Raw genomic sequence first — 22,532 nt, 5'->3', positions numbered from 1 at the left:
GATGGCAATTGCAGATACGATTCCTATTTTACGAAAAGCAGAAGAACTATCCAAAACATTCAGCGACCGGGCTGCTTACTACGATGAGAACAACCTGTTCCCAAAGGAAAACTTCAACGACTTAAAGCAAGCCGGCTTTTTAGCTCTTACCGTACCTAAGCAATACGGTGGTGAGGGCTTAACTCTCAGGCAGTTCCTTGAGTTCCAGGAGCTGATCGCGACCGGGGACGGCGCTACTGCCTTGTCCCTCGGGTGGCACCTCGGTGTAATTTTGGAAGCCGGGGAAAAACAGAACTGGCGGGGAAGGGCTTTCGAACAGTTATGCAGAAAAGTCGTAAATGACCAGATATTATTGAATCAGGCCGCTACTGAATCAATAACGGGAAGTCCTTCAAGAGGAGGGTTGCCATCTACAAGTGCGGTCAAAAAAGACGGTGGATGGGTTCTCAACGGAACAAAATCGTTCACTTCTATGGCTGTGGCACTTGATTATTCTCTTGTCACAGCCCGAATCAGCGGGACGGATACGAAAGGTACGTTTCTTGTTGATCACAGGCTTCCAGGCGTAGGCGTCAGGGAAACTTGGGACACAATCTCCATGAGAGCAACTAAAAGTGACGACCTTTACCTCGATCACGTCCATATTAAAGGGGAAGATCTCTTGTTCACACACTCTGGGAAACCTTCACCTGAAAGCTGGTATTTGCAAGTTCCCGCTGTATACTTGGGAATTGCCACTGCCGCACGAAATGAAGCAGTTTCGTTCGCACAAAGCTTCAGCCCCTCCACTCTGCCCGGGCCGATCAAAGACACACCGGAAGTCCAGCGGAAAATCGGTGAGATCGACCTGGAGCTTTTTACATGTCGCCACGTGCTCTATGGCACAGTGGATAAGTGGGAACAGAAACCGGAAAAGCGGCCTGAGTCAGCATCCGAACTTGCCGCAACAAAGTATGTAGTCACTAATAGTGCAAACCGTGTGGTGGACCTGGCTATGCGTGTCATCGGTGCCAGAAGCCTCTCAAGAACAAGCCCCCTGCAGCGACATTTTCGTGATGTCCGGGCCGGGCTGCATAATCCGCCGTCGGATGATATTGTACTTGTGAATATTGGACGGAAAGGGTTGGGATAGGAGACTCCTGGGACGGCTCTTCTCCTTCCCCGGCTAAGAAGACGTTTAAAAGCAAGTCGATGAACAAAAGAGCAAACTCGATCAACAACGCCCCTAATTCGACGAACAATGAGCCGTAATAAAATCAACATCTCGGTTTTACATCGCACAATACAAAAACCGCCCTGCGCATTTACTTTCAACAGGGCGGTCTAATAATTTAACGGTCTGTCTCTTTTAATTTTTCTTCAATCACTGTAGCCAGGCAATCTATGAATTCCGGCTTAGCATTCGGCATTTCCGGACGATAGTAGGACACGCCCAGTTCGTCTGTAACGACTTTACATTCGAAATCGTTATCATACAGAACCTCGAGGTGGTCGGCTACAAATCCTACAGGACAGTATACAAACGCTTCGTAGCCTTCTTTTTCATAGAGGTCACGGGTTAAATCCTGAACGTCAGGTCCAATCCAAGGATCAGGAGTATTCCCTTCACTCTGCCATCCGATCTCATAATTCTTAATTCCTGCTTTCTCAGCAATCAATCTCGCGGTTTCCTTAAGCTGATCCGGGTAAGGATCACCGTTTTGAAGAATTTTTTCCGGCAGGCTGTGTGCCGAGAAGATGACAACACTCTTTCCACGTTCAGCATCGTCCATAGAGTCCATTGTTTTTTTCACCTGATCAACCCAGTAATCGATAAACTTAGGCTCATCATACCAGCTTTCCACGCTTGAGATCACCGGGCCGTCGATTTTCTCTGATTCTTCTTTTGCACGGCCGTTATAAGATTTTACACTAAACGTGGAATAATGAGGCGCCAGCACAATACTGACCGCTTTTTTAATTCCGTCTTCTTTCATCTGATGCACTGCGTCCTCAATAAAAGGATCGATATGTTTCAGACCCTGATACGCTCTAAACTCGCAGTCACTGAAACGTTTATTCAATTCTGCTTCGAGCTTTTCTGTCTGTTCATCCGTAATTTTTGCGAGTGGAGAAATTCCGCCGATAGCTTCATAGCGCTCTGTAAGGTCATTAAGAGCCTCTTCTGAAGGCTTTCTCCCACGCCGGATATGTGTGTAATAAGGCTCTACTTCGTCTAAACTTCTAGGAGTACCGTAAGCCATTACGAGCAAACCGTATTTTTCTTTCATTGCCAACGCCTCCAACAATTAGTTTGATTTGGATAGTTTGTCTGCTGAATACTCATGGACAAAGCGGGTCAGGCGCTTTAATGTTTCCGGCTTGATTTCCGGGAATACACCGTGACCAAGGTTAAAGATAAAACCTGGCTGCTCAAGACCCTGATCCAGTACTTCACGGGCTCTTTCTTCAATAACATCCCATGGAGCAAGAAGGATCGATGGATCAAGGTTACCCTGAACGGTTTTTGTAATACCGTCTTTTCTTGCTTCAGCAATCGGGTAACGCCAGTCAAGGCCAACTACGTCAACGGGAAGATCATGCCAGTCTTTCGTCAGGTGACGGGCTCCGACACCAAATGTAATAACCGGTACATTTGTTTTTTGAATCTCTGTGAAGATCCGTTCCATTACCGGCTTAACAAACATGCGGTAGTCGTTAATATTAAGCGCACCTACCCAGGAGTCAAAGATCTGGATCGCCTGTGCACCGGCATCTACCTGTGCTTTCGTATAGGCAATAACCATATCACCGAGTTTGTCCATAAGTTTGAACCATGCTTCCGGCTGGCTGTACATCATTGCTTTTGTTTTATTATAGTTTTTGGACGGACCGCCTTCAATCATATAGCTCGACAGTGTAAACGGAGCCCCACTGAAACCAATTAATGGAACATTCAGCTGTTCACGGAGAAGTTTAATGGTCTCAAGAACGTATGGGACATCCTCTGGCGCATTAATTTCACCAAGACGCTCAACGTCTTTCATTGATTCTATCGGATTGTAAATTACCGGGCCTATACCTTTTTTAATTTCCACATCCACACCGAGAGCAGGAAGAGGAGTCATAATGTCTTTATAGAGGATCGCAGCATCGTTATCGTACTGGTCCACAGGGAGCTTCGTGACCCGGGCACAGAGTTCGGGCTGTTTCGTAATTTCTTCCAATGAATACTTCTCTTTAATTTTGCGGTATTCCGGCTGGGACCTTCCTGCCTGTCTCATATACCAGACTGGTATGTGGTCCACTTCTTCTTTTCTTGCAGCTTTTAAAAACCGATCATTAAACATAGGGAGCACCTCTCTTATGTAAACTCTTTCGTCTATTTAGCACAATTTTAAAATTACAGTCGTTACAAATATACTAATGGTTTGACAAAAAGTACAGTTCAAGGGCTCAATTGTCATAAATTCGCTAAAGAAAACCTACTTTGTCCAGTTACTTTTTGTATCGTCATACGTATTTGGTACCTGCGGCCGTTTCTTCTGGCCTGAAAGGGGGCTTTTGTAAAATAAATCTGCCCAGTCTCTGATCCGGATAGGAGCAAACGGACTCATATAGTAGTTCCCAAAACTTTTCAAACTTGAAAGGTGAATAGTAATAAAGATAAAACCGATAACAATACCATACAACCCAAATCCTGCAGCTATAATCATTAACGCAAAACGAAGCATCCGAAACGTAATACTGACGTTATAGGATGGGAGTGAAAAAGATGAAATGGCTGTAAGTGCCACAACAATAATCATAATCGGGCTTACGATCCCTGCCCTGACGGCGGCATCACCGATAACAAGCCCGCCTACGATCCCGATTGTCTGACCGATCGGCCTTGGCAATCTTATCCCCGCTTCCCTTAAAAGTTCAAGGGTAAACTCCATGGCAAAGGCTTCAATAAAAGATGGAAAAGGAACACCCTCCCGGGTTCCGGCTATGGAAACAGCAAGTAATGTCGGTATCATACCCGGATGATAAGAAACCATCGCGATGTATATGGCTGGCAGAAACAGCGCAATAAACGCTGCGACATAACGGAGCAGGCGAACAAGCGTCCCAATCTGCCATCGGTCATAATTATCTTCCGGTGATTTAAACAGGAACTGTAATGTCACCGGAGCAAGAAGGGCAAACGGTGTCCCATCCAGAGACACGACAACGCCCCCGTTCATGAGCGAACTCACTGTTTTATCCGGCCGCTCTGTTCTGAGAACCTGCGGAAAGGGCGAAAGTACATTGTCTTCGACCAGCTGTTCGATATTTCCTGACTCCTCTGTATCGTCCGTGTCAATACATGAAAGTCGGTACCTCATTTCATCTACAAGTTTAGGGTCAACAATTCCTTTTATATACATAAGGGCAAAATCACGTTTCGACCGTCGGCCGATCTGCCCAAACTGACAGACGAAATTCGGATCCCTCACACGCCGTCTTACAAGCATGACATTCGTATGAAGAACTTCATTAAATCCTTCTCTCGGCCCCCGTACAAGAATTTCACTTTGAGGTTCTGAAAGCCCCCTCTGTTCAAACTGGCGGGCATCGATAATGAAAAATGTGCGAACGCCGTCGATTGCAAGGAGTGACTGACCGCTCATAAATCCAAGAATTGCTTCGTCAATGCTTTCTGTGGTTTCAGCCTCGGCAAACAAAATGGTATCCTGCATTATTTTCTCGATAAACTTCTTGTCGTTCTTTTCTTTGGGAAGTTCTTCATTGAAGTTTATCAGAGGCCGGATTACACCTTGCTCAAGTGCGTACATGTTCGTCATTCCGTCAATCGTGTATACTATCGCTCTGCGCTTTTTGGCAATCCTGAATTCCTTAACTACGACATCATCGCTTTCTGCTATGATCTTATCGAGGGTCTCTTTTGTTTCGTCAAGGTTATCAGTTATCTGGATATCATATTCATCGCTTGCTCTGACATTATCTTCATTCAGCTTTTTAAACAGTTTCTTAAACAATTAGGCACCTCCTTTCTTAAAAAGCCCGTTCTTTTGTCATAAAGTGGCGGATTCGTGCATCTGCTGAGATATTAATTTCTACATCCTTAAAATGCCCTTCAGGACCTTCCCACTCATCTTTCAACTGCCGCCACAGATCAAACTCCTGAATCCTGAGTTTTTCACTGAACCCTATGAAGTCAAGAAATAGTTCTCCCTGTACTTTTTCAATAAATGCTTCTGCTTGTGAAACCATGTATTTTTCTATGGCTCCTTCCATCTCTCTGAAGCTTTCCTGAGTTACAGAATCTTCCCTTTCGATCCAGCTCTCTACCAGTGCTCCCTCAGCTTTAAGACTCACATTGTATACAACGGGAGTATTCTCTTTACCTGCCTGCACATCCACTGAAGCCCTCATTCTCCCTGTTTCAAATACAAACATTTCTTCTGGGTTGTCGAGAGACGTTTGTACAATTCCATTTTTCATATCCCCTACTAGTATGTTATAGCCAACGGCCATCTCATCCGTAAGCCACCCTCCATATTCACCATCTCCATTGAAAATCGCTCCCCCCCTTATCCAATAGGAGGTATCCTGTCTTTCAATGATTCTGGGCACCACAAAACTGCTTTTGGACAGAAGGCTGTTCGTGATGTCTGAAATGGTTGATTTCTCGATCATGGACAAGTTGCTACTATCATTTTCCACTATTCTTTGAAGAGCAAGTCCAGTCAGAGGGTCAGGGGGCCGGTCATCATACAGCACTTCGTCAGCCTCTCCTTCGACTACGAAAATCTCTGTATTTCTTCGCATTGCGTGATCTCGTATATAAAAATCAAGCGTATATTTCAGCATATCTTGTTGAACCAGATCATCATCCAGAAGAAGGACCTTCAAATGTTCAAAAGTCAGCCGACGGCTCCTGCGTGAAGGAATATTTCTGTTTGAGCTGAAGTTTGTCTTCTCCGTTGTTTTTATTGTGAAAAACGGCTTTTCACTACTTTCTGTTTCTTCTGCACCTCCAGCCATCCGCCCTGGTATGGCAATTTGATAGGTTGTAGCAAGCTTATCTGTACCGCGCTCAAATTCCTCAGATTCCTCGTCCACACTGTTTACAGCTGCGGATATAACAAAGCCCAATTCTTCAATTTCCGTTCTGTCCCAGCACCCTGAAAGCAACAGGAGCAACACATTAATGACGATCAGCTTTTTACCCATTCATCTCACTCCCGGGGGTGGTTTCAGATGGAGGGCCTTTAGTGGTTCGATTATTCTTTTTAACCACAGCAAACCCTGTAATCAAAAGCAGCGTAATGATTCCAATCCCCCCGTACCCGACCCAGTTGGAAACAGACAGCACCTGCATCAGTGAGTCAGGAGAAAAGCTGAGTATGAACGACAAAAGCCCAAAAATAAAGGCAATGGTGTTGGCGTTACTTTTCGGCGTCCATTGTGAATGGAAAAGGTCAGCAGCAATAAACTGAAGGATGGCCATTGTGTTAAAAATAGTCATGATCCACATCACAATCACAAGGGGCTCAAGGCGCTCAATCAATCCCTCCAGGACCTCCACTTCTTTTGATAATTCAATGGTTGGGAACGGAAGTATCTTTGTAGCTTCGACTGTAAGAACCCCAAACGAGAAAACGGAAACTGCAGAATATAGAAGTACAACCACCAGTACTCCTGCCAAATAAATCTTAAGAGGTTTATTCTTCTTTTGCTTTTTCCCGGTGGCATCAAGGGGGTTTACATACTTGAGGAGAAAGAAAAAGATTTCAAACCCGAGAAAAAAGTAAAATAAATGCCTGATATCAAACGCTCGGACAACTTCACTCCCTATGAAGGGCCTGAGCTCATTTACTTCAAAGTTTCCCAAGTTCATGAATACAACAATACCGAGTACCAGAATCACAAAAGGAAAATACATCAGGCTGATGTGAACAATTCCTTCAATTCCCTTACTGCAGGCGTAAGTCGTTGCAAGAAGCATCATGAGAAAGATGACTTCTGAAGGCGTCTGATTGAGAAGATAGATGTGAACAACGTTTGCAAGAATACGCCCTTCAATAGAAAAAAAGGAAAGAAAATAGACGAAAAAGGCCAGAGAGAATACTTTTCCGAGCCACTTCAAGTGACGGGACCGCTCAAAATAGTCAAACAGAGATTCTTTTGCAAGGCGCTTGTGAAGGAGGACAATCCCCGTCACAAACAAAGCCATCAATAACCCGCAAAACAGTATGGATATCCACCCGAAAGAGCTCTCCAACACTGAAACCAGTGCTCGAGGCAGAGTCAGAATACCTGCTCCGATGGTAAAAGAAACATGAGTCACAGATAATTCTAAAGGAGACATCGTGTAATGATCGGATGATTGTGTTTTCATTTTTTCTCCTCCATCTTTTTCATCTTCTCCCGAAATTTACGATTCTCTTCCTTCTGCCAAGGAAGAGAATAGGATGATGTCATTTTTTCGGAGATTTTTAACGAAGAGTAACAGACAATACCGTACACAGCTGCTGAAATAAGAGCTCCTCTTGCCGGAAGAAAACCTAAAAAACGATCCATCAGTTCCTGCCACATTGTTTTTTCCTTTCAATTTAACGATGATTTTTCCTTATTTTTCACAGAATCGCCTTTTTTATGAGTTAAGCGCAACGAAAAAAGAGGCCGGATCATAAGGTAAAAGTTCCACCTTATGATCCGGCCTCTGAAAAATACATTCGATATTCTATCAATCTATTTATGATGCGTCCCTGGAAAAGAGACTCCAGCTTACTTCTGTATGATTTGAAGGCGGTCCTTCAAGCTGTGTCTGAGGACTGTATGGAACGACCACATACTCATTAGTAGAGAAAGGATTCACACGTTTTACAGTAAATCGGCTTTCCCCAACGACTGTTCCTACTTCTTTCATACTGGTCCCTTCGATTTCATAAATGCGGTAGTGCAGCCTCTCATCGTCACTTTTTGTCCAGTTGAGCTCAACATGAGCACCGCTCCAGCTCACGGCTATTTCGGCATTAAGGTCGTGAATATCAACAAAACGAATCGGCTCTTCAAGGTCTTCCAGTCCTTCAGGCAGTTCAAATGCATGGTTTTCCATGATTCCTGTCTGAGCTGCTTTTGAAAGCACTGATTTAAAAAGGGTAACCGGCACAGCACTGGAGTCGGTAAGGTAATGATTTTCATTCGTATTGTCATACCCCATCCACAGAGCACCGGTGAACGCCGGTGTATAGGCTGTGAACCACAAGTCTCTCGCAGCCCCCTCTGCACCTGTAAAAGAAGTTGTCCCTGTTTTCCCCGCAAGAGCTCCGTCATATTCACCTGCCGTCGCCGTCCCTTCAGTTACGACTGCTTCCAGCATACGGGTAAGGTGCCATGCGTTTTGTGCTGTTAACACTTCTTCACTAAAGAGGTCCGATCCCGTAACTTCTTCATCGTTACGATCGAGAATGGTTTCGATATAGTATGGTTCATAATAGGTTCCCCCATTGGAGAAAGGAACGTATAGGGATGCCAGTTCAATCGTACTTACCCCCTGATGGAGTCCCCCCAACGCCACAGCCAGTCCATCATCATCCAGTTCAACCTGCTGTCTTTCCAAATATGCCTTCGAAGCGGATAGGCCAATCTGGTCAAGAACAGATACCGCTGGTACGTTTGCTGAATGTCTGATTGCGTCATACATACTCAGGTTTTCTGAATACTTGCCTCCTGCGTTTTGCACCGTATACCCGCTAAAGTCCACATTTTCTTCATTTTCGAGAAGACTGTACGGTGTAAACTCCCCGGTCTCAAGGGCAGGGGCATAGACACCTGGAATTTTAAAAGTCGAACCCGGCTGTCTTTTTGAATTTACCCGGTTCAGCCCCTGGCTCGTGTAATCCCGACCTCCCTGAGCAGCAATAACGCCGCCTGATTCATTATCAAGAAGGACAAAGGCTCCCTCGACTTCCTGTTCAGCCCCGCCTTCCGGAAAGAACTGATCGTCCCGGAATTGTTCATAGGACACTTTCTGCATATCTTTATCCATCGGGACGACAATGGTATAGCCTCCTCTTAATACTTCCTCCTGTGAGAGGCTGAACCGTTCCTGTGCTTCTTCCAGTACAAGGTCCACATAGGAAGCGTAGGCGGGATCCCTTGTTATTGTGTGTGTTGTCTCGGGAATGGTTTTTCCTTGAAGGCGGACCGTTTCATTTGCCGTTAAGTACCCTTGTCTTTCCATTAAGGCGAGAACAAGGTCCCTTCGCTGTTTGCTTCTTTCAGGATTGTTAATTGGTGAGTAGGCATTCGGCCCTTTCGGAAGTGCTGCCAGCAGCGCCCCCTCATCTACGGTAAGCTCACTCACATGCTTGTTAAAATACATCTCACTTGCTGCCTGAATCCCATGGGCCCCATGTCCGAAATAGATTCTGTTCAAGTACATTTCCAGAATATCTTCCTTTGAATAGCGGGACTCAAGGTTGACAGCAATGAGAACTTCCTTCGTTTTTCTCATAAATGTCTTTTCATGATCAAGGAATGTGTTTTTGGCAAGCTGCTGTGTAATTGTGCTTCCGCCTTCCACTTTGCTTCCGGCTGCAATATCACGGTATAAAGCTCGTCCGATTGCTCTGAAGTCAATACCCTGATGGCTGTAAAAACGCTGGTCTTCCACAGCTATAAAAGCTTCCTTTACATGATCGGGAATTTCTTCTTTTGTTACAAGCTGCCTGTTCTCTTCAAACAGTTTCGTAATTTCATTGCCGTTTTCATCTATGAGTACACTTGCTTCATTCATAACAAGCTTTTTATTATCGATGGCATAATATCCGTATATAAGTATGGATAAGTACATTGTCAGTCCCAGTGCAATCATGATGCAGAGCCCCATCGCCGCAAGCGTTATGGTCTTTTTGATTCTCCGTTTTCTTCTCAATGCCTCTCCCCCTTTATGTGAGATTTGGTGTTTTATAGTATTTACTGTTTTTTTATGTGTTATGAGAGCTGAATTAAGTAGTTTGTCACGGTTTATTACACCATTATATACGCGTTTTGGCTTAAAAGGTTTCATCAGGAGGATTTCAGGGAGTGTAGTAGGGGTTTTTTTAAGTAATATGAAGTTTATGCAGAGTTTCGGAGGATTTATGCAGAGTTTAAGGCGGGATATGCAGACTTTTGAACCGTTTATGCAGAACTTTAGAGTGTATATAAAGAATTCGTCAAAAATCGACACCTCTGCTCCTGATTACCATCTGAAACAAAGACCGCCGGTTCCCCCGGCGGCCTTCTCACTTCATTATAGTAATTTAGCACTCTCGCGGTTGAATGCCGGGAGATCATCAGGTGTCCGGCTCGTAACCAGATTGCCGCAAACGACTACTTCTTCATCAAACACATTGGCTCCTGCAAGCTTCAGATCCACTTGTATCGATTTAAAACCGGTTACTTTTCTTCCTTTGAGTACATCGGCTGTAATCAGAAGCTGCGGGCCGTGACATATAGCAAAAATCGGTTTGTCATTGAGAACAAAATGCTTTGCAAAAGTAACAAAGCGATCATCAGCTCTTAAGATATCCGGGGAAAAACCTCCTGGTATAAACAGAGCGTCATAATCGTTTGGGTTTGCATCTTCAATGGCTATGTCCGCAGACACCTTTACTTCCCCATTCTTCCCTTCAAAGCTTTTCCCCGCTTCAGGACCAATCACAATGATCTCATGACCGCCTTTTTCATACTCCTCTACCGGTGAGGTATACTCGGAATCTTCAAACATACTTGTAAGTACACAGGCAATTTTACTCATTCTCACTTCACCCTTTCTTCTTAAATCATAGTCACGGTTTACCCTCTCAGTTACGCACCAAAACATTCCTTGGTAATTCCAACAATCCTGTGACAAGGTTTATTAATGATTGTAAAACGAATATAATGAGATAGGATAAACAGGAAATTCACCTTGACGGAGGTTTGGCATGACTATAAATGAAGTTAGTTTTCTATCGATGTGGATTGCGCTTTTTGCAGGAGTTATTTCGTTTCTTTCTCCTTGTGTATTTCCACTCGTTCCCGCTTTTCTCGCCCAGCTCACCGGAGCGAATATAAATAATAACGAAATTGCAGCAGACCGGAAGTTAATCCTCTCCAGAAGTATTGGTTTCATCATCGGGTTTACGTCCATCTTCCTTGTGCTCGGTGCTTCTTCTACATTCGTGGGCCGGATCTTCATCCAGAATATGACTCTTTTAGAACAGCTGGGGGGCATCGTAATTGTCCTCTTCGGTCTTCAGCTTACAGGCGTATTCAGCTTTTCTTTCCTTATGAAAGAAAAGCGGTTTCACCAGCCGAAGAAGGCCGCAAGTTTTCTGAGATCCATTTCTTTCGGGCTTGTTTTTGCAGCAGCCTGGTCACCTTGTATCGGACTTGTGCTCGGATCTATCCTTGCCCTCGCTTCTTCAAGCAGCACAATGTGGGGTGGAATGACACTGCTTCTTATTTATTCAATAGGATTAGGCATTCCATTTTTACTGGCAGGTCTGTTATACTCTAAGTCATTAAACAAAATGCGAAATGTGAACCGCTATTTGCCTGTTATACAAAAATCGAGCGGAGTTGTTATGATTATCCTCGGAATTATGCTCTTCACAGGCCTGTTCAACCGCATTTCTGCGTACCTTGCAAACTATATTCCTTTTGGTATTTAAGTAAACTGCCTCTGTCCAAAAGACAGAGGTGTTTTCATACCTTATTTTTTCTGAACATTCTAAATTGAGAAAGGGGATTTTTAATCAATGAAAGAAATATTTCAGGCACTTGAAAACCAATTTGATGAAATGGTGGAGATCCGCCGCCATTTACACAAATACCCGGAGCTTTCCTTTGAGGAAGTAAAAACCCCGCACTACATTGCAAATTATCATGAAAAACTCGGTTTGGAAGTACAGACAAAAGTCGGCGGACGCGGGGTGGTTGCAACATTAAAAGGAGCTCACCCCGGCCCTGTTGTCGCTCTTCGCGCTGACTTTGATGCCCTCCCGATTGAAGATGCAAAAGATGTGGAATACCGGTCAACTGTCCCTGGCGTTATGCATGCCTGTGGTCATGACGGTCATACGGCAACCCTGCTCGTACTTGCTAAAGTGCTGTCCTCACAACAAAATGAACTCCATGGTACGATCAAATTTATTCATCAGCACGCTGAAGAGCAGGCTCCAGGCGGCGCCATTGCCATGATAGAAGACGGCTGCATGGAAGGTGTTGATGTTGTTTTCGGAACCCACCTGTGGGCCACTGAAGAAATCGGAAAGATTCAGTATAACGAAGGGGCGTTAATGGCAGCAGCTGACCGGTTCGAGCTTACCATTCAAGGAAAAGGCGGTCATGGCGCACAGCCCCATGATACGAAAGATTCTATTGTCATTGGTTCCCAGCTCGTACAATCCCTGCAGCAGATTGTAAGCAGACGGATTGATCCATTATATCCTGCTGTCGTGAGTGTCGGGTCTTTTGAAGCTAAAAATGCATTCAACGTTATTGCAGATTCCGCGAAACTTATCGGAACTGTCCGTACTTTTGATGCAAACGTCCAGGAGCAGATACAGGAAGAAATAAAGAAAATTGCTGAAGGGACTGCTCTGAGCACCGGTGCTGATATCTCTTTTCACTATGCTAAAGGATACCCTGCACTGATTAATCATAAAGATGAGGCCCGTCTGGCGGCACAGGTATTACAATCTGTTGATGGAGTCACTGAAGTGGAGCATGCCAAACCGCAAATGGGCGGCGAGGATTTCAGCTACTACCTTCACCACGCAAAGGGAGCTTTTTTCTTTACCGGCGCCAAGCATCCTGATACGGAAAACCCGTACCCTCATCACCACCCTAAGTTCGATTTCGATGAGAGGGCAATGGTAATTGCAGCGAAGTCACTTGCTACACTTGCTTTTCATTATGTAGGGGCTGACAAAAAAGCCGTGAATGTATAAGCCCCTCTGCATTTTCAACAGTACTCGTTCTGATTTGACCTATAGATTTGATACTACTATTATGCTTTCGCTTTCCACGGAGCTCGCTTCTTTTGAAAGGGAACACTAATTAAGGAGTAAAAATCAACTTCAGGGTATAAAAGAGCCAATTAAAAAGGCAGTATCCTCAGGTGACGTATCACCTCTGGATGCTGCCTTTGATGCTTTATTGGAGCTTTCCATTTAACAGCCATCTTTTCCTGTATGCATGCTGTGCGTTATCAGCGAGCAGGTCCAGAAAATGATAGTTTGCCCAGGCACCTGCAATGGCTCCGAATCCCGGGATGAGCTGAAGCGTTTTTGGCAGGTCAATAAAATCTCTGTATTCAAGCTGAAACGTCTTCCAGTCAAGAGCCTGATATGATTTCCCTCCCACCTGGAGTTTCTCCGCTTCTTCTTCCCAGTTCAAAAGCCGTTCATAGCATTGTATTCGCGATTTCTCTTTTGAAAACGCCAGCAAAAAAACATGAAGCAGATAAAGCCGTTCTCCATAGTCGTTTACGTCGTAACCGTAAATTTTTGCTGCATCAAATAAAAATTTCATCTTAATACTTAACAAAAGTGGAAAATCGGCTAAGCCAAGCAGAATCCCCCCTGCCCCTGTTCCGGCTCCCTCAACTGCAGCTGTTCTTTTATACATTGTTTTCCGTTCTTCAAGAATAGCCTCACGCTCTTTCAAACTGGCCGATGTTACGAGCTTCTGATCAGAAAGATAAGAAGAACCAGTCAGGGTGGCCCGGATCATATGTCTGATACTCTCTGAAACAGTCTGGTGAATTTTTTCCGGGATTTTATTATTCACTTTCCCCTGCCATTTTCTGGCCAGCGCTTGCGGCATGGAAGGCTTGCGGTAGATTTTTCTCTCAAACCGGTCCATCTCGCGGGTAACCTGATCAATGTAGGACATATGGGGTCCGGCTCCTTTCCAAGAGATTCAATCCTCTTAACTGACTAAACGAACACTACTGCACCGCATCCTGCTGCTTTTTCAACAGAACGTTTGGATACAGAAATGCCAGTACTCCCGTTGCAATAAGTACAGGAACCGCTTCTTTAGGGCCGTGGGCAGCCATTGTTACACCGAAGAATACAATAACCTGAAAAGCGAGTAGAATATTCATCAGCGTAACATGTGCCCGGCTCTTATTCTTAATGGCTGCAGGATAGAGATCGATCATCTGGTTTGTTTTAAAGTGCGCTTTTAAGGTTTTGAGCTGAATCCCCGTCATATAAATAAATAGGACGCCTATCAGCCAGATTCCCCACGACAGTGTCACAATGGACAGGAACAGGCTGCCGAGGAGCGTTAGCCTGACAAAAATGCCGAAGTAGTCATTCGAGCGCACAAACGATCTGCTGTACATATAAAGATACGTATTCTTTTGATTATATTTAATACCCCCAAAAAGAGCATTAAGATAAGCACGGGGACGAATCGTCTTCTTAAGCTGCGGGACATCTGTAAAGGAGTTTGCAACTCTGTAGAATGTCATCACAGTCCGGTCCTCAATTTCTGCAAGACGGTCCCATTTGACAGCGTGAGTCTTATTCACTTTATTAAAGTAAAGAACATACAGGACGATCAGGATTCCGGCAAGTCCAGCCACAATCCATACAGGCTGGAAAGAAAATAAAGCCACAACAGCGCTGAAATTAATCACCGTCCGCAACAGTGTATGAATGATCACCTTTCCGGATTCCTGAAATCTTTGTTCTTCAAATCCTGCGGCCAGGTTCCAGAGTTTGAGTCCGCTCAGCAAAAGGAGAAGCGTAAGCAGGAGGGTCCCCGAATCTGAAAGCCGGTGAAAGAAGAGAGGCGCAAGAATCAGCATAGGCAAAGCAAGCCAGAAGGTTTCCATCATCCAGCTGTAAAGAATGGAAGACCTGAAATAAGGCTTCATTCTGCTTTCCAGCGGCGGCAGGTAGACAAGGTCAGCATCTCTTACAAATGTTCGGACCCGTCCTCTCGTTACAAGCCATGTGAATAACAGAATAAATACCCATACAACAGGAAAGTCCTCAGGCAGCCACATAAGGAATTCTCCGTAATAATAGCTTCCGAAAATAAACAGGAGGTAAATCGTAAACAAAAATCCACTGTTACCTATGAGCCTTAAGTATTTTATTGCCATTCCCCAATATTCTGCACGCCGGCTGCTCCACAGCTCCTGTACATTATTCATGGCGGCCTTCCTCGGTCACAGCAACATAGATATCATCAAGATCGGCTCCGGGAAGGTTCAGCTGCTCTCTCAGCTCTTCCATCGTCCCTTTCACTACGATCCGCCCCTCGTGAAGCAAGATAAAGCGGTCACAGTATTTTTCGGCAGTAGCAAGAATATGAGTGCTCATTAAAATGCCGCACCCTTTCTCCTTCATGTCCGTCATATGGTCCAAAAAGGATTTGATCCCTAAAGGATCAAGCCCTACAAACGGTTCGTCAGCTACGTACAGTTTCGGGTTTACCAGAAAAGCACACATGATCATGACCTTTTGGCGCATTCCTTTGGAAAAATGACTGGGGAACCAGCGGATCATTTTCTCCATCCGGAATTCTTTTAACAGCCTGTCCGCTCTTTCCTTGAACGCCTTCTCTTCAATCCCGTAAGCCATGGCTGTCAGCTCAAGATGCTCCCATAATGTCAGTTCTTCATAAAGAAGAGGAGTCTCGGGTATGTATGCCATCCGGCTTCGGTATTCTTCCATGTTCTCTGCCATTGTCTTACCCTGAATCCGAACTTCTCCTTTATGGGGTTCCATCAACCCCAGAATGTGTTTGATTGTCGTACTCTTGCCTGCTCCGTTCAACCCGATAAGCCCCACAATTTCATGGGGACGTATGTTGAAATTTATATCATGTAAAACCGGCTTACTTTTTTGATATCCCCCTGTAAGCCCTGAAACTTCCATCACTTTTTCCATGACCAGTCTCCTTTAATTATTCGATCTGTTCTATCCTTTACTATATCGAAACTGAACCTTCGAGAAAAGCATTTACCTGAAAAGAGATTCCGCCACAGGTGCAGGAGCAGTCCCTTCTTCTCCATTCTGTTCTAATAGTCCCATAACCATAACTACAATCATGAGCACAATCCATGCAATAAAATAAGGAGAGATAAAATCCCTGACCATTCCCGCAACGAAAGGGCTTGTAATTGTACCCAGGGAAAAAATAGCTGAAAGTAATGCAAACCCTCTCCCCCTTGCTTCTTCCGGGATCCTTTCGGTTAACATTGTCATCATAGCCGGAAAGACAATGCCTGTACCCGCACCGAACAGAAGGAGGGGCCCCGCAACCGGGATGTGACTCGTATAAAATAAAATCCAGCCGAAACTTATGCACATCATGGCCAGACCAAGAAATATGCGTACATAGGGACTAATCCAGTGAATAAAAAACAAAGCGAGAGAAATAAGGGTCCCGGCCCCGACCATACTTACAAGAATTCCTACATCCCCTTTTGAAAAATCCGTTTCCACTGACAAAAAAGGCAGCTCAAACATAAGTGTTCCTTGTGCATACATGATGCCAAAGGCTGTTATATAAACCGGAAACAGCCTTAATTGAATCAGTGACTGGTAGCTGGGCTCCTTCCTATACGACCTGATAATCAGATTGGACTGTATTGTCCTCCCAGCAAGGAAGTAAGCCGCAATCATCACAAATGAAATCGCCACGAATGTCCACGATGCCCCGAACCATTCACCGATTTTTCCCCCTATGAAAGGTGCAACCGCCATGGCAACAGTCACCATAAGCGTGTTGACGGCCATGTTTTTACTCTGCTCTCTTCTATTGTCAGCAAATGACGATAAAAGTGTCATACATGCAGGGGTAAGAAAAGCGAGAAGAAAACCGTTTATCATCCGGAGAATAAACAAATGCGTTACATCAGCCACAAAAAAATGAAGAGCTAAAGATACTGCCAGGAGCAGTAAAGGTATAATGATGAACCTCCTTGGTCCCGCTCTGTCTATAAAAATACCGGCAATCAGATTGCCTCCCAAATTAACAAAAGAAGTAGCACCAAGCATAAGACCGATCATGAAACTCGTAGCCCCCAGGCTGACGGCGAACGGGGTTAAAACCGGAAACTGCATATGCATACTTGTAAAAATTAAAAAAAGGAGCAAAAAGAGTGCCAGCTTCTGTTTCGTTTTCGATAAAGTCATATTCCCCACACAAATCTCCCCCCAATTCCAAATCTATGAATCAGATCACTCACTTAGACATGCCCTTTTTGGTTTGTCCCTTTTCTGTGTTAAAATAATCTCAATCTGTACATACACACCTGAGATCAGTCCCAGAAACGGATCAGATCATTATCTTTGAAAGGATGAGAGATATGCCTCACACAGTTGACGATTGTATCTTCTGTAAGATTATCCGGGGAGAGATTCCTGCAGCAAAAGTGTACGAGGATGAGAATGCAGTTGCTTTTTTTGATATCAGTCAGGTTACAAAAGGGCACACACTTGTCATTCCCAAAAATCATGTAGAAAACATTTTTGAAATGGAAGCAGAAACGTCAAGCACCCTGTTTGCAACAGTCCCTAAAATTGCTAATGCACTTAAAGCGGAATTTGAGCCTGCCGGACTGAACATTCTTAATAACAATGGAAAACAGGCGGGACAGTCTGTCTTCCATTACCACCTTCACTTAATTCCCCGCTACGGAAAAGGAGACGGGTTTGGTGCTGTGTGGAAAGAACACGGAAGTGAATACTCCCAGGAGAAGCTTGCCGATATGGCAGGGAAAGTGAAACAGCGCGTAGATCTTTCCTGATAGTCAAAGAAGGTTCTGTGCGTGATTGCACGGGACCTTTTTGTAATCCTCTATCTAAAAATTGAACACACGCCCCCCTGCGGAAAGCGGATTTTACCCAAGTTTCATCAACATTAACCCTGTTTTGAGAACTCTGTTTCCGGAAATATAGTTGCTTTTACAAAAGAAATCATGAAGCCGAAGTGCCCGAGACTCCTGTTGTTGTGGGGGCTGGACAAAACCCCGCAGGACGAAGCCCGAGGAGGCTTGCCAGTACTGCCACAGAATACCTATCTTCATTTTTTCACCATGGTGCGTGAAAAAGAGTAAAAAGCTTATGAAAAGAAACATAAAAAACCACATGGAAACTGACTGTTGATTAAAGGATTTATCATAATTATGAAGAATCACATATCGAGAGAGATCAATGAGCGAGGGAGAGTGTTAGTATGTATAATTTTAACCCGGGGCCTGCTGCCCTGCCTGCAGAAGTCAAAAGAAGAGCAAAGGAAGAAGGCTTCTCACCTGATTTGGCTGTCATGGAAATGAGCCACCGGTCCAAAGAATATGAGGATATTCATTTCGGAACAAAAGAAAAGATAAAGAAACTGCTCTCCGTGCCGGACAGTTATGATATTTTATTCCTTCAGGGTGGTGCAAGTCTTCAGTTCGCCATGCTTCCTATGAACTTTTTAACACCTGGTAAAAAAGCAGGATATGTTCTCACAGGAGCCTGGTCCGAGAAAGCATTGGAGGAAGCCAGCAGATGCGGAGATACATACGTTTATGCGAGCAGCGCTGATAATCAGTACCGGTCCATTCCCCAAATACATACGTGGGAGCCTGAAGACAACACCGCATACCTTCACCTTACATCAAACAACACCATCTACGGCACACAGTGGTACAGCCTACCTGAGCACCACCATGATTTTCCTGTATGCGTTGATGCGTCCAGCGATATATTCAGCCGGCCCGTTAACTGGTCAAAAGTTGACCTCATGTATGCGGGAGCACAGAAAAACGCAGGTCCTTCAGGCGTAACCGTTGTTATCGTCAAAAAAGCCTGGCTTGAGGAAGCCGAAACCGGTATTCCAAAAATTCTTCAATACTCGACCCATCAGAAAAAAGACTCTCTTTATCATACTCCCCCCACCTTCTCCATTTTTACTATGGGGTTAATGATGGACTGGCTCGAAAAGCAGGGAGGCGTGGAAAAGATCTATGAAACGAACGCGCAAAAAGCAAGTTCCCTATACAAAATGATGGATGAATCGGATCATTTCTATCAGCCTCACGCTGATACACTGAGCCGATCCACAATGAATATCACGTTCAGGCTGCCATCTGTTGAATTGGAGCAGGAGTTTTTATCCCACGCACAAAAAGAAGGATTTATTGGGCTTAAAGGACACCGTTCGATTGGCGGATGCAGAATTTCTCTTTACAACGCTGTTACACTTCAATCCGCCAACGCATTGCATGACTTCATGATCAGCTTTCGTCAAAACCATTCCTGTTAAATAAAATTATAATAGGAATGTATTTACTCCCTTATCATATATCAAGTTTGAAAATCATCCTTTTTTAAATGACGGTAATACACCCAGCCGGATGGTACAGTACAATCCGGTTGGGTCTTTTGTTAGAAATTTGCCATACTGTCCACCACAGCAGTCCCTGAGGCCATACAAACGCTGTTTTATTATCCCCGCCCCAGTCCGTCGGTGATAATTTTCAGAAAATACAGATACGGTATTGTTAAACAGTTTTCCTCTATGTTATGATTTAGATATCATTTTCCTAAAAAAATAATGAATTTTTAGAAAATAACTATTTTCTTATGGATTTTCTTGAAGATGGAGGGGAATTATGGATACTGAAGTATCACAATCCATTAAACAGTCCATCATGTTCAGTCATAAAGTGGCTCAATTAAGCAAAGCACTTTGGAAGTCGATTGAAAAGGACTGGCAGGCATGGATTAAACCTTATGAATTGAATATTAATGAGCACCACATCCTGTTAATTTCATACCAACTGGAAGGCGCCTCCATATCGGACATTGCAAAATTCGGTGTGATGCATGTATCTACAGCCTTTAACTTTTCCAAGAAGTTGGAAGAAAGAGGACTACTTACATTTTCAAAGCGCCAGAATGACAAAAGAAACACGTATGTCTTCCTGACAGATGATGGAGAAGAGCTTCTCCTCAAAACACTGGAAAACTACAATCCCGAAAGCTACGGGGTATACAGCGGATCTCTGCCAATTAAAGAGTTATACGGAAAATTCCCGGAATTTTCTGAGATTACAAGCATCGTTAAGCATATTTACGGTCCCGATTTTATGGCGATCTTTGAGAAATCACTTTCAAAAATCGAAAGTGACTTTACTGAAGTTGATGGTAAACTCGCTCCTGTAGAAAAAAACGGTGAAGCTGCTGTTAAACATCAGAGTACATCCACATAACCAACGACTAATTATACTTATCCGGATATCCGAACCGCTCCTTTTACAGGAGCGGTTTTTACTGTTTTAAGAAGTAACCGGCGCTTTACAAAAATCAAGTGATATTTTTTTTAAAAACCCCTTGATTTTCTTTGCTCCAGGGCTTAAATTACTAGAGTAACATCAAGAGGAGGTGAGCAGATGAATTGCTGGAAAACAGTATCGATCACGCAGGACATTGGCCGTTTCAGACTATGGATCTTATCAGGTATGATGATGCTTTTTTATTTCCTGCTGTATTTTCTTGTTTTTAAAACGTTTATTACTGAAGTGCCTTTAGTGGACTACGGTGCCCCGGTTCTTATTCTTTGTCTGGGAGCCGTGATTCCCCTTCACATGGTTCTTCACTGCATTCCTGTTTGGATGCTTGGGAAAAAAGCCATTATGGGAATCAGAATGAACGAATGGCCTTTTTTATACTTCGCTGTTAAACAGCCACTGCCTAAGCGGGTATCGATTTTAGCAATCTGCTCCCCGGCGGTTTTTATTACAGCCGGTGCGATTATGGTATCCATTCTTTTTCCGCACCTGCTTCATTACGCAGCACTTATGTCTGCGTTTAATATCGGGATATGTATGCACGACTTTCTGTATTTCAAACACATCCGGAAAGCACCGCGTCATTCATTTGTAGAAGAATACAATGATGGCTTTCACATCCTTTGTGAGAACCCTGCACTGACAGACAAAAAAGCCTCGTAACCTGAGTTACGAGGCTTTGACTTTGCCTTAATTATTCGCTCTTTTCATCAGCCTATTCTAAAAATAGAATTAGGAAGAATATAATAACCATTCATTAACATTCAGCTTGGTTGAACAGTATACACTCCGTTTCCGCGGACTCGCACATTACTCAGTCAAAAAAGAAACCATTCCTTTTTTCATGCACTATGGTGTAAATAAATTAGAATGGGCGTCTGTTTTCGTAAAGGTTGTTGCTTTTACTGACAAAGGTAATAAAGCCGACGTGCCTGAGACTCCTGTGGCAGTGACGAGCATTTACATCTCGAATGAGCTTCGATGTTGCTTCGAAGCAGATAGCTGCGAAGCGTACCCGGAAGAGGGAGAAGCATGGTGATTTCTCCAGGCTTGTCGGCACCGCCACGGAAAGATAAGGGCACGCAGGCTCATTATCTGTACTCTGAAGGAAATGAAAATAGCAACAATCTATGCGAAAACAGCTTAATTATTCCATCCCCTCTTCCGGTTCTCCTTCTCCGGTTAAAAAGATCGTAAAACGGATCCTGTCGTCTTCAAGATTGAATTCCTCTACTTCCACAAGAACATCCTCCGATACCCCTTCCTGAAGCTGAATATAAATCATCGATTCATTAGGGTTTATATAGACAAAATCGGGAAGGTCAGCCATAGAGTCCATCATCCTGAAGACCTGAGCAGAAGGAAGTGATATAGAGCCGATTCGAAATGACGTCTCCTGGAGTATGATGTTTCCATCATCGGTTACTTCCGGTGCTAAATTCATCTCAACAGGGACCTGGCTGCCGAAAACACTGAATGAGGCACGGAAGTGAACCTCATCTTCCAGGTAAATGTCGTATTCACGGCCAGGGTCTTCTTTATCCAATTCCTGTTGAATCAGCCGGTTCAGGTTACCTTTATCGGCCTCAAGTACAAAGGATGGATATTGCGACTCCCAGTCCCCTCTCTCCACTTGAGTCCACTCAGGGTCGTCAATGGGCCCAAACAGTCGTAACAACATAAACATGATGAAAACCGTGATTAATGTTACAATAGTAAGCAAAGAGAAAAAGGCTGTTTTCCATTTGTTCTGATTCCATTTCACAACGAATCATTCTCCTCTCTTGTAATAAAGCAGCTGGATGTACGTATTTTTATCTATAATGGAAAAAAGCCCTTCCCCGTTTATTTTAAAGCAACGGGCTTCAAAATGGGAACAATGTGATTGATTTACTATGATTTTTGACTTTCTTTTGATAAAGTTAAACAATGAACCTAAGCTATGGGGGTTACTTGATGATTATTCCATTTGTGTTATTTGCAGCGCTATATTTATTCACAATCAATTCGATGACTAATACATTATGTATTCAAAAAGAAATTTCAGAAGAAAAGCAGCCGAAAGTATTTCGGACAATTAATGTTCTGATTATGATTCTGCTTACTTCTTCCTTTGTTCGGATCTTCTTTACGTAAATACTGCGACTGAAAAAACGGAAAAATCTGACTCCTTCGGTTCACAGCCATGCGAGTCAGTTTTTTTGTTGTTCAGGTTATATTC

General features: G+C 43.9%; 21 protein-coding genes. 8 read left to right on the top strand and 13 right to left on the bottom strand.

Annotated elements, in window-relative coordinates; all coding sequences use genetic code 11:
* Window position 1: 1 nt before the first annotated feature.
* Window positions 2-1,132: an acyl-CoA dehydrogenase family protein gene (locus tag EBO34_RS01810; RefSeq protein ID WP_205167559.1), complete on the top strand. Its 1,131-nt coding sequence runs from the start codon at window positions 2-4 to the stop codon at window positions 1,130-1,132.
* Window positions 1,133-1,331: 199 nt separating this feature from the next.
* Here EBO34_RS01810 and hemH read toward each other — a convergent pair whose 3' ends face one another.
* The 8 genes from hemH to EBO34_RS01770 form a co-directional block, all read right to left on the bottom strand.
* Window positions 1,332-2,270: a ferrochelatase gene (gene hemH, locus EBO34_RS01805; RefSeq protein WP_122896252.1), complete on the bottom strand. Its 939-nt coding sequence runs from the start codon at window positions 2,268-2,270 to the stop codon at window positions 1,332-1,334.
* An 18-nt stretch (window positions 2,271-2,288) separates the two neighbouring features.
* Complete coding sequence (gene hemE / locus EBO34_RS01800) at window positions 2,289-3,329, bottom strand: uroporphyrinogen decarboxylase (protein WP_183163668.1); 1,041 nt, start codon at window positions 3,327-3,329, stop codon at window positions 2,289-2,291.
* A gap of 135 nt (window positions 3,330-3,464) precedes the next feature.
* Window positions 3,465-5,003 (bottom strand): spore germination protein, encoded by a 1,539-nt coding sequence (locus tag EBO34_RS01795; protein ID WP_122896250.1) that lies wholly within the window; start codon window positions 5,001-5,003, stop codon window positions 3,465-3,467.
* Between the two features lie 16 nt (window positions 5,004-5,019).
* On the bottom strand, window positions 5,020-6,201 hold the full coding sequence (locus EBO34_RS01790; protein WP_122896249.1) for a Ger(x)C family spore germination protein: 1,182 nt from the start codon (window positions 6,199-6,201) through the stop codon (window positions 5,020-5,022).
* Window positions 6,194-7,369, bottom strand: a complete 1,176-nt coding sequence (locus tag EBO34_RS01785) for a GerAB/ArcD/ProY family transporter (protein WP_122896248.1) — start codon at window positions 7,367-7,369, stop codon at window positions 6,194-6,196. Before EBO34_RS01785 ends, EBO34_RS01790 begins: the two co-directional genes overlap by 8 nt.
* Entirely contained in the window at window positions 7,366-7,551 is a 186-nt protein-coding gene (locus EBO34_RS01780; protein ID WP_142996762.1) for a hypothetical protein, read from the bottom strand. The genes EBO34_RS01785 and EBO34_RS01780 overlap by 4 nt, the downstream gene beginning before the upstream one ends.
* Before the next feature lie 175 nt (window positions 7,552-7,726).
* Window positions 7,727-9,910 (bottom strand): transglycosylase domain-containing protein, encoded by a 2,184-nt coding sequence (locus tag EBO34_RS01775; RefSeq protein ID WP_249413970.1) that lies wholly within the window; start codon window positions 9,908-9,910, stop codon window positions 7,727-7,729.
* A 360-nt stretch (window positions 9,911-10,270) separates the two neighbouring features.
* On the bottom strand, window positions 10,271-10,777 hold the full coding sequence (locus EBO34_RS01770) for a type 1 glutamine amidotransferase domain-containing protein (RefSeq protein WP_122896246.1): 507 nt from the start codon (window positions 10,775-10,777) through the stop codon (window positions 10,271-10,273).
* A gap of 169 nt (window positions 10,778-10,946) precedes the next feature.
* Here EBO34_RS01770 and EBO34_RS01765 point away from each other — a divergent pair, with 169 nt between their 5' ends.
* Both EBO34_RS01765 and EBO34_RS01760 read left to right on the top strand, forming a co-directional pair.
* On the top strand, window positions 10,947-11,675 hold the full coding sequence (locus EBO34_RS01765) for a cytochrome c biogenesis CcdA family protein (RefSeq protein ID WP_122896245.1): 729 nt from the start codon (window positions 10,947-10,949) through the stop codon (window positions 11,673-11,675).
* A gap of 87 nt (window positions 11,676-11,762) precedes the next feature.
* Window positions 11,763-12,956 carry a M20 metallopeptidase family protein gene (locus EBO34_RS01760; protein WP_122896244.1) on the top strand — a complete coding sequence of 398 codons (1,194 nt, stop codon included), beginning with the start codon at window positions 11,763-11,765 and terminating at the stop codon, window positions 12,954-12,956.
* A gap of 205 nt (window positions 12,957-13,161) precedes the next feature.
* Here the strand turns inward: EBO34_RS01760 and EBO34_RS01755 are convergent, their stop codons facing one another.
* From EBO34_RS01755 to EBO34_RS01740, 4 genes are all read right to left on the bottom strand, one after another.
* On the bottom strand, window positions 13,162-13,902 hold the full coding sequence (locus EBO34_RS01755) for an EcsC family protein (protein ID WP_122896243.1): 741 nt from the start codon (window positions 13,900-13,902) through the stop codon (window positions 13,162-13,164).
* Window positions 13,903-13,957: 55 nt separating this feature from the next.
* Entirely contained in the window at window positions 13,958-15,178 is a 1,221-nt protein-coding gene (locus EBO34_RS01750) for an ABC transporter permease (RefSeq protein WP_122896242.1), read from the bottom strand.
* Window positions 15,171-15,917, bottom strand: coding sequence for an ABC transporter ATP-binding protein (locus tag EBO34_RS01745; protein ID WP_122896241.1), 747 nt, complete (start codon window positions 15,915-15,917; stop codon window positions 15,171-15,173). The genes EBO34_RS01750 and EBO34_RS01745 overlap by 8 nt, the downstream gene beginning before the upstream one ends.
* Window positions 15,918-15,989: 72 nt before the next feature.
* A complete protein-coding gene (locus EBO34_RS01740) occupies window positions 15,990-17,168 on the bottom strand; it encodes an MFS transporter (RefSeq protein WP_249414049.1) in 1,179 nt (392 codons plus the stop codon).
* A gap of 173 nt (window positions 17,169-17,341) precedes the next feature.
* Between EBO34_RS01740 and EBO34_RS01735 the strand changes: the two genes are divergently transcribed.
* The 4 genes from EBO34_RS01735 (at window position 17,342) to EBO34_RS01715 (ending at window position 20,974) form a co-directional block, all read left to right on the top strand.
* Window positions 17,342-17,782, top strand: a complete 441-nt coding sequence (locus EBO34_RS01735) for an HIT family protein (protein WP_122896239.1) — start codon at window positions 17,342-17,344, stop codon at window positions 17,780-17,782.
* 428 nt (window positions 17,783-18,210) lie between these two features.
* Entirely contained in the window at window positions 18,211-19,284 is a 1,074-nt protein-coding gene (gene serC / locus EBO34_RS01725) for a 3-phosphoserine/phosphohydroxythreonine transaminase (RefSeq protein WP_122896237.1), read from the top strand.
* A 349-nt stretch (window positions 19,285-19,633) separates the two neighbouring features.
* Complete coding sequence (locus EBO34_RS01720; RefSeq protein ID WP_122896236.1) at window positions 19,634-20,233, top strand: HTH-type transcriptional regulator Hpr; 600 nt, start codon at window positions 19,634-19,636, stop codon at window positions 20,231-20,233.
* Between the two features lie 180 nt (window positions 20,234-20,413).
* Entirely contained in the window at window positions 20,414-20,974 is a 561-nt protein-coding gene (locus EBO34_RS01715) for a DUF3267 domain-containing protein (protein WP_122896235.1), read from the top strand.
* 484 nt (window positions 20,975-21,458) lie between these two features.
* Here the strand turns inward: EBO34_RS01715 and EBO34_RS01705 are convergent, their stop codons facing one another.
* Window positions 21,459-22,076 (bottom strand): YpmS family protein, encoded by a 618-nt coding sequence (locus EBO34_RS01705; protein WP_122896233.1) that lies wholly within the window; start codon window positions 22,074-22,076, stop codon window positions 21,459-21,461.
* A gap of 191 nt (window positions 22,077-22,267) precedes the next feature.
* Here EBO34_RS01705 and EBO34_RS01700 point away from each other — a divergent pair, with 191 nt between their 5' ends.
* On the top strand, window positions 22,268-22,447 hold the full coding sequence (locus tag EBO34_RS01700) for a hypothetical protein (protein ID WP_122896232.1): 180 nt from the start codon (window positions 22,268-22,270) through the stop codon (window positions 22,445-22,447).
* The last annotated feature ends 85 nt before the right edge of the window (window positions 22,448-22,532 follow it).

Source organism: Alteribacter keqinensis, assembly GCF_003710255.1.
GTDB classification, from domain to species: domain Bacteria; phylum Bacillota; class Bacilli; order Bacillales; family Salisediminibacteriaceae; genus Alteribacter; species Alteribacter keqinensis.
The sequence above is the reverse complement of the archived record's forward strand: the minus strand, read 5'-3'. Positions and strand labels throughout refer to the sequence as shown.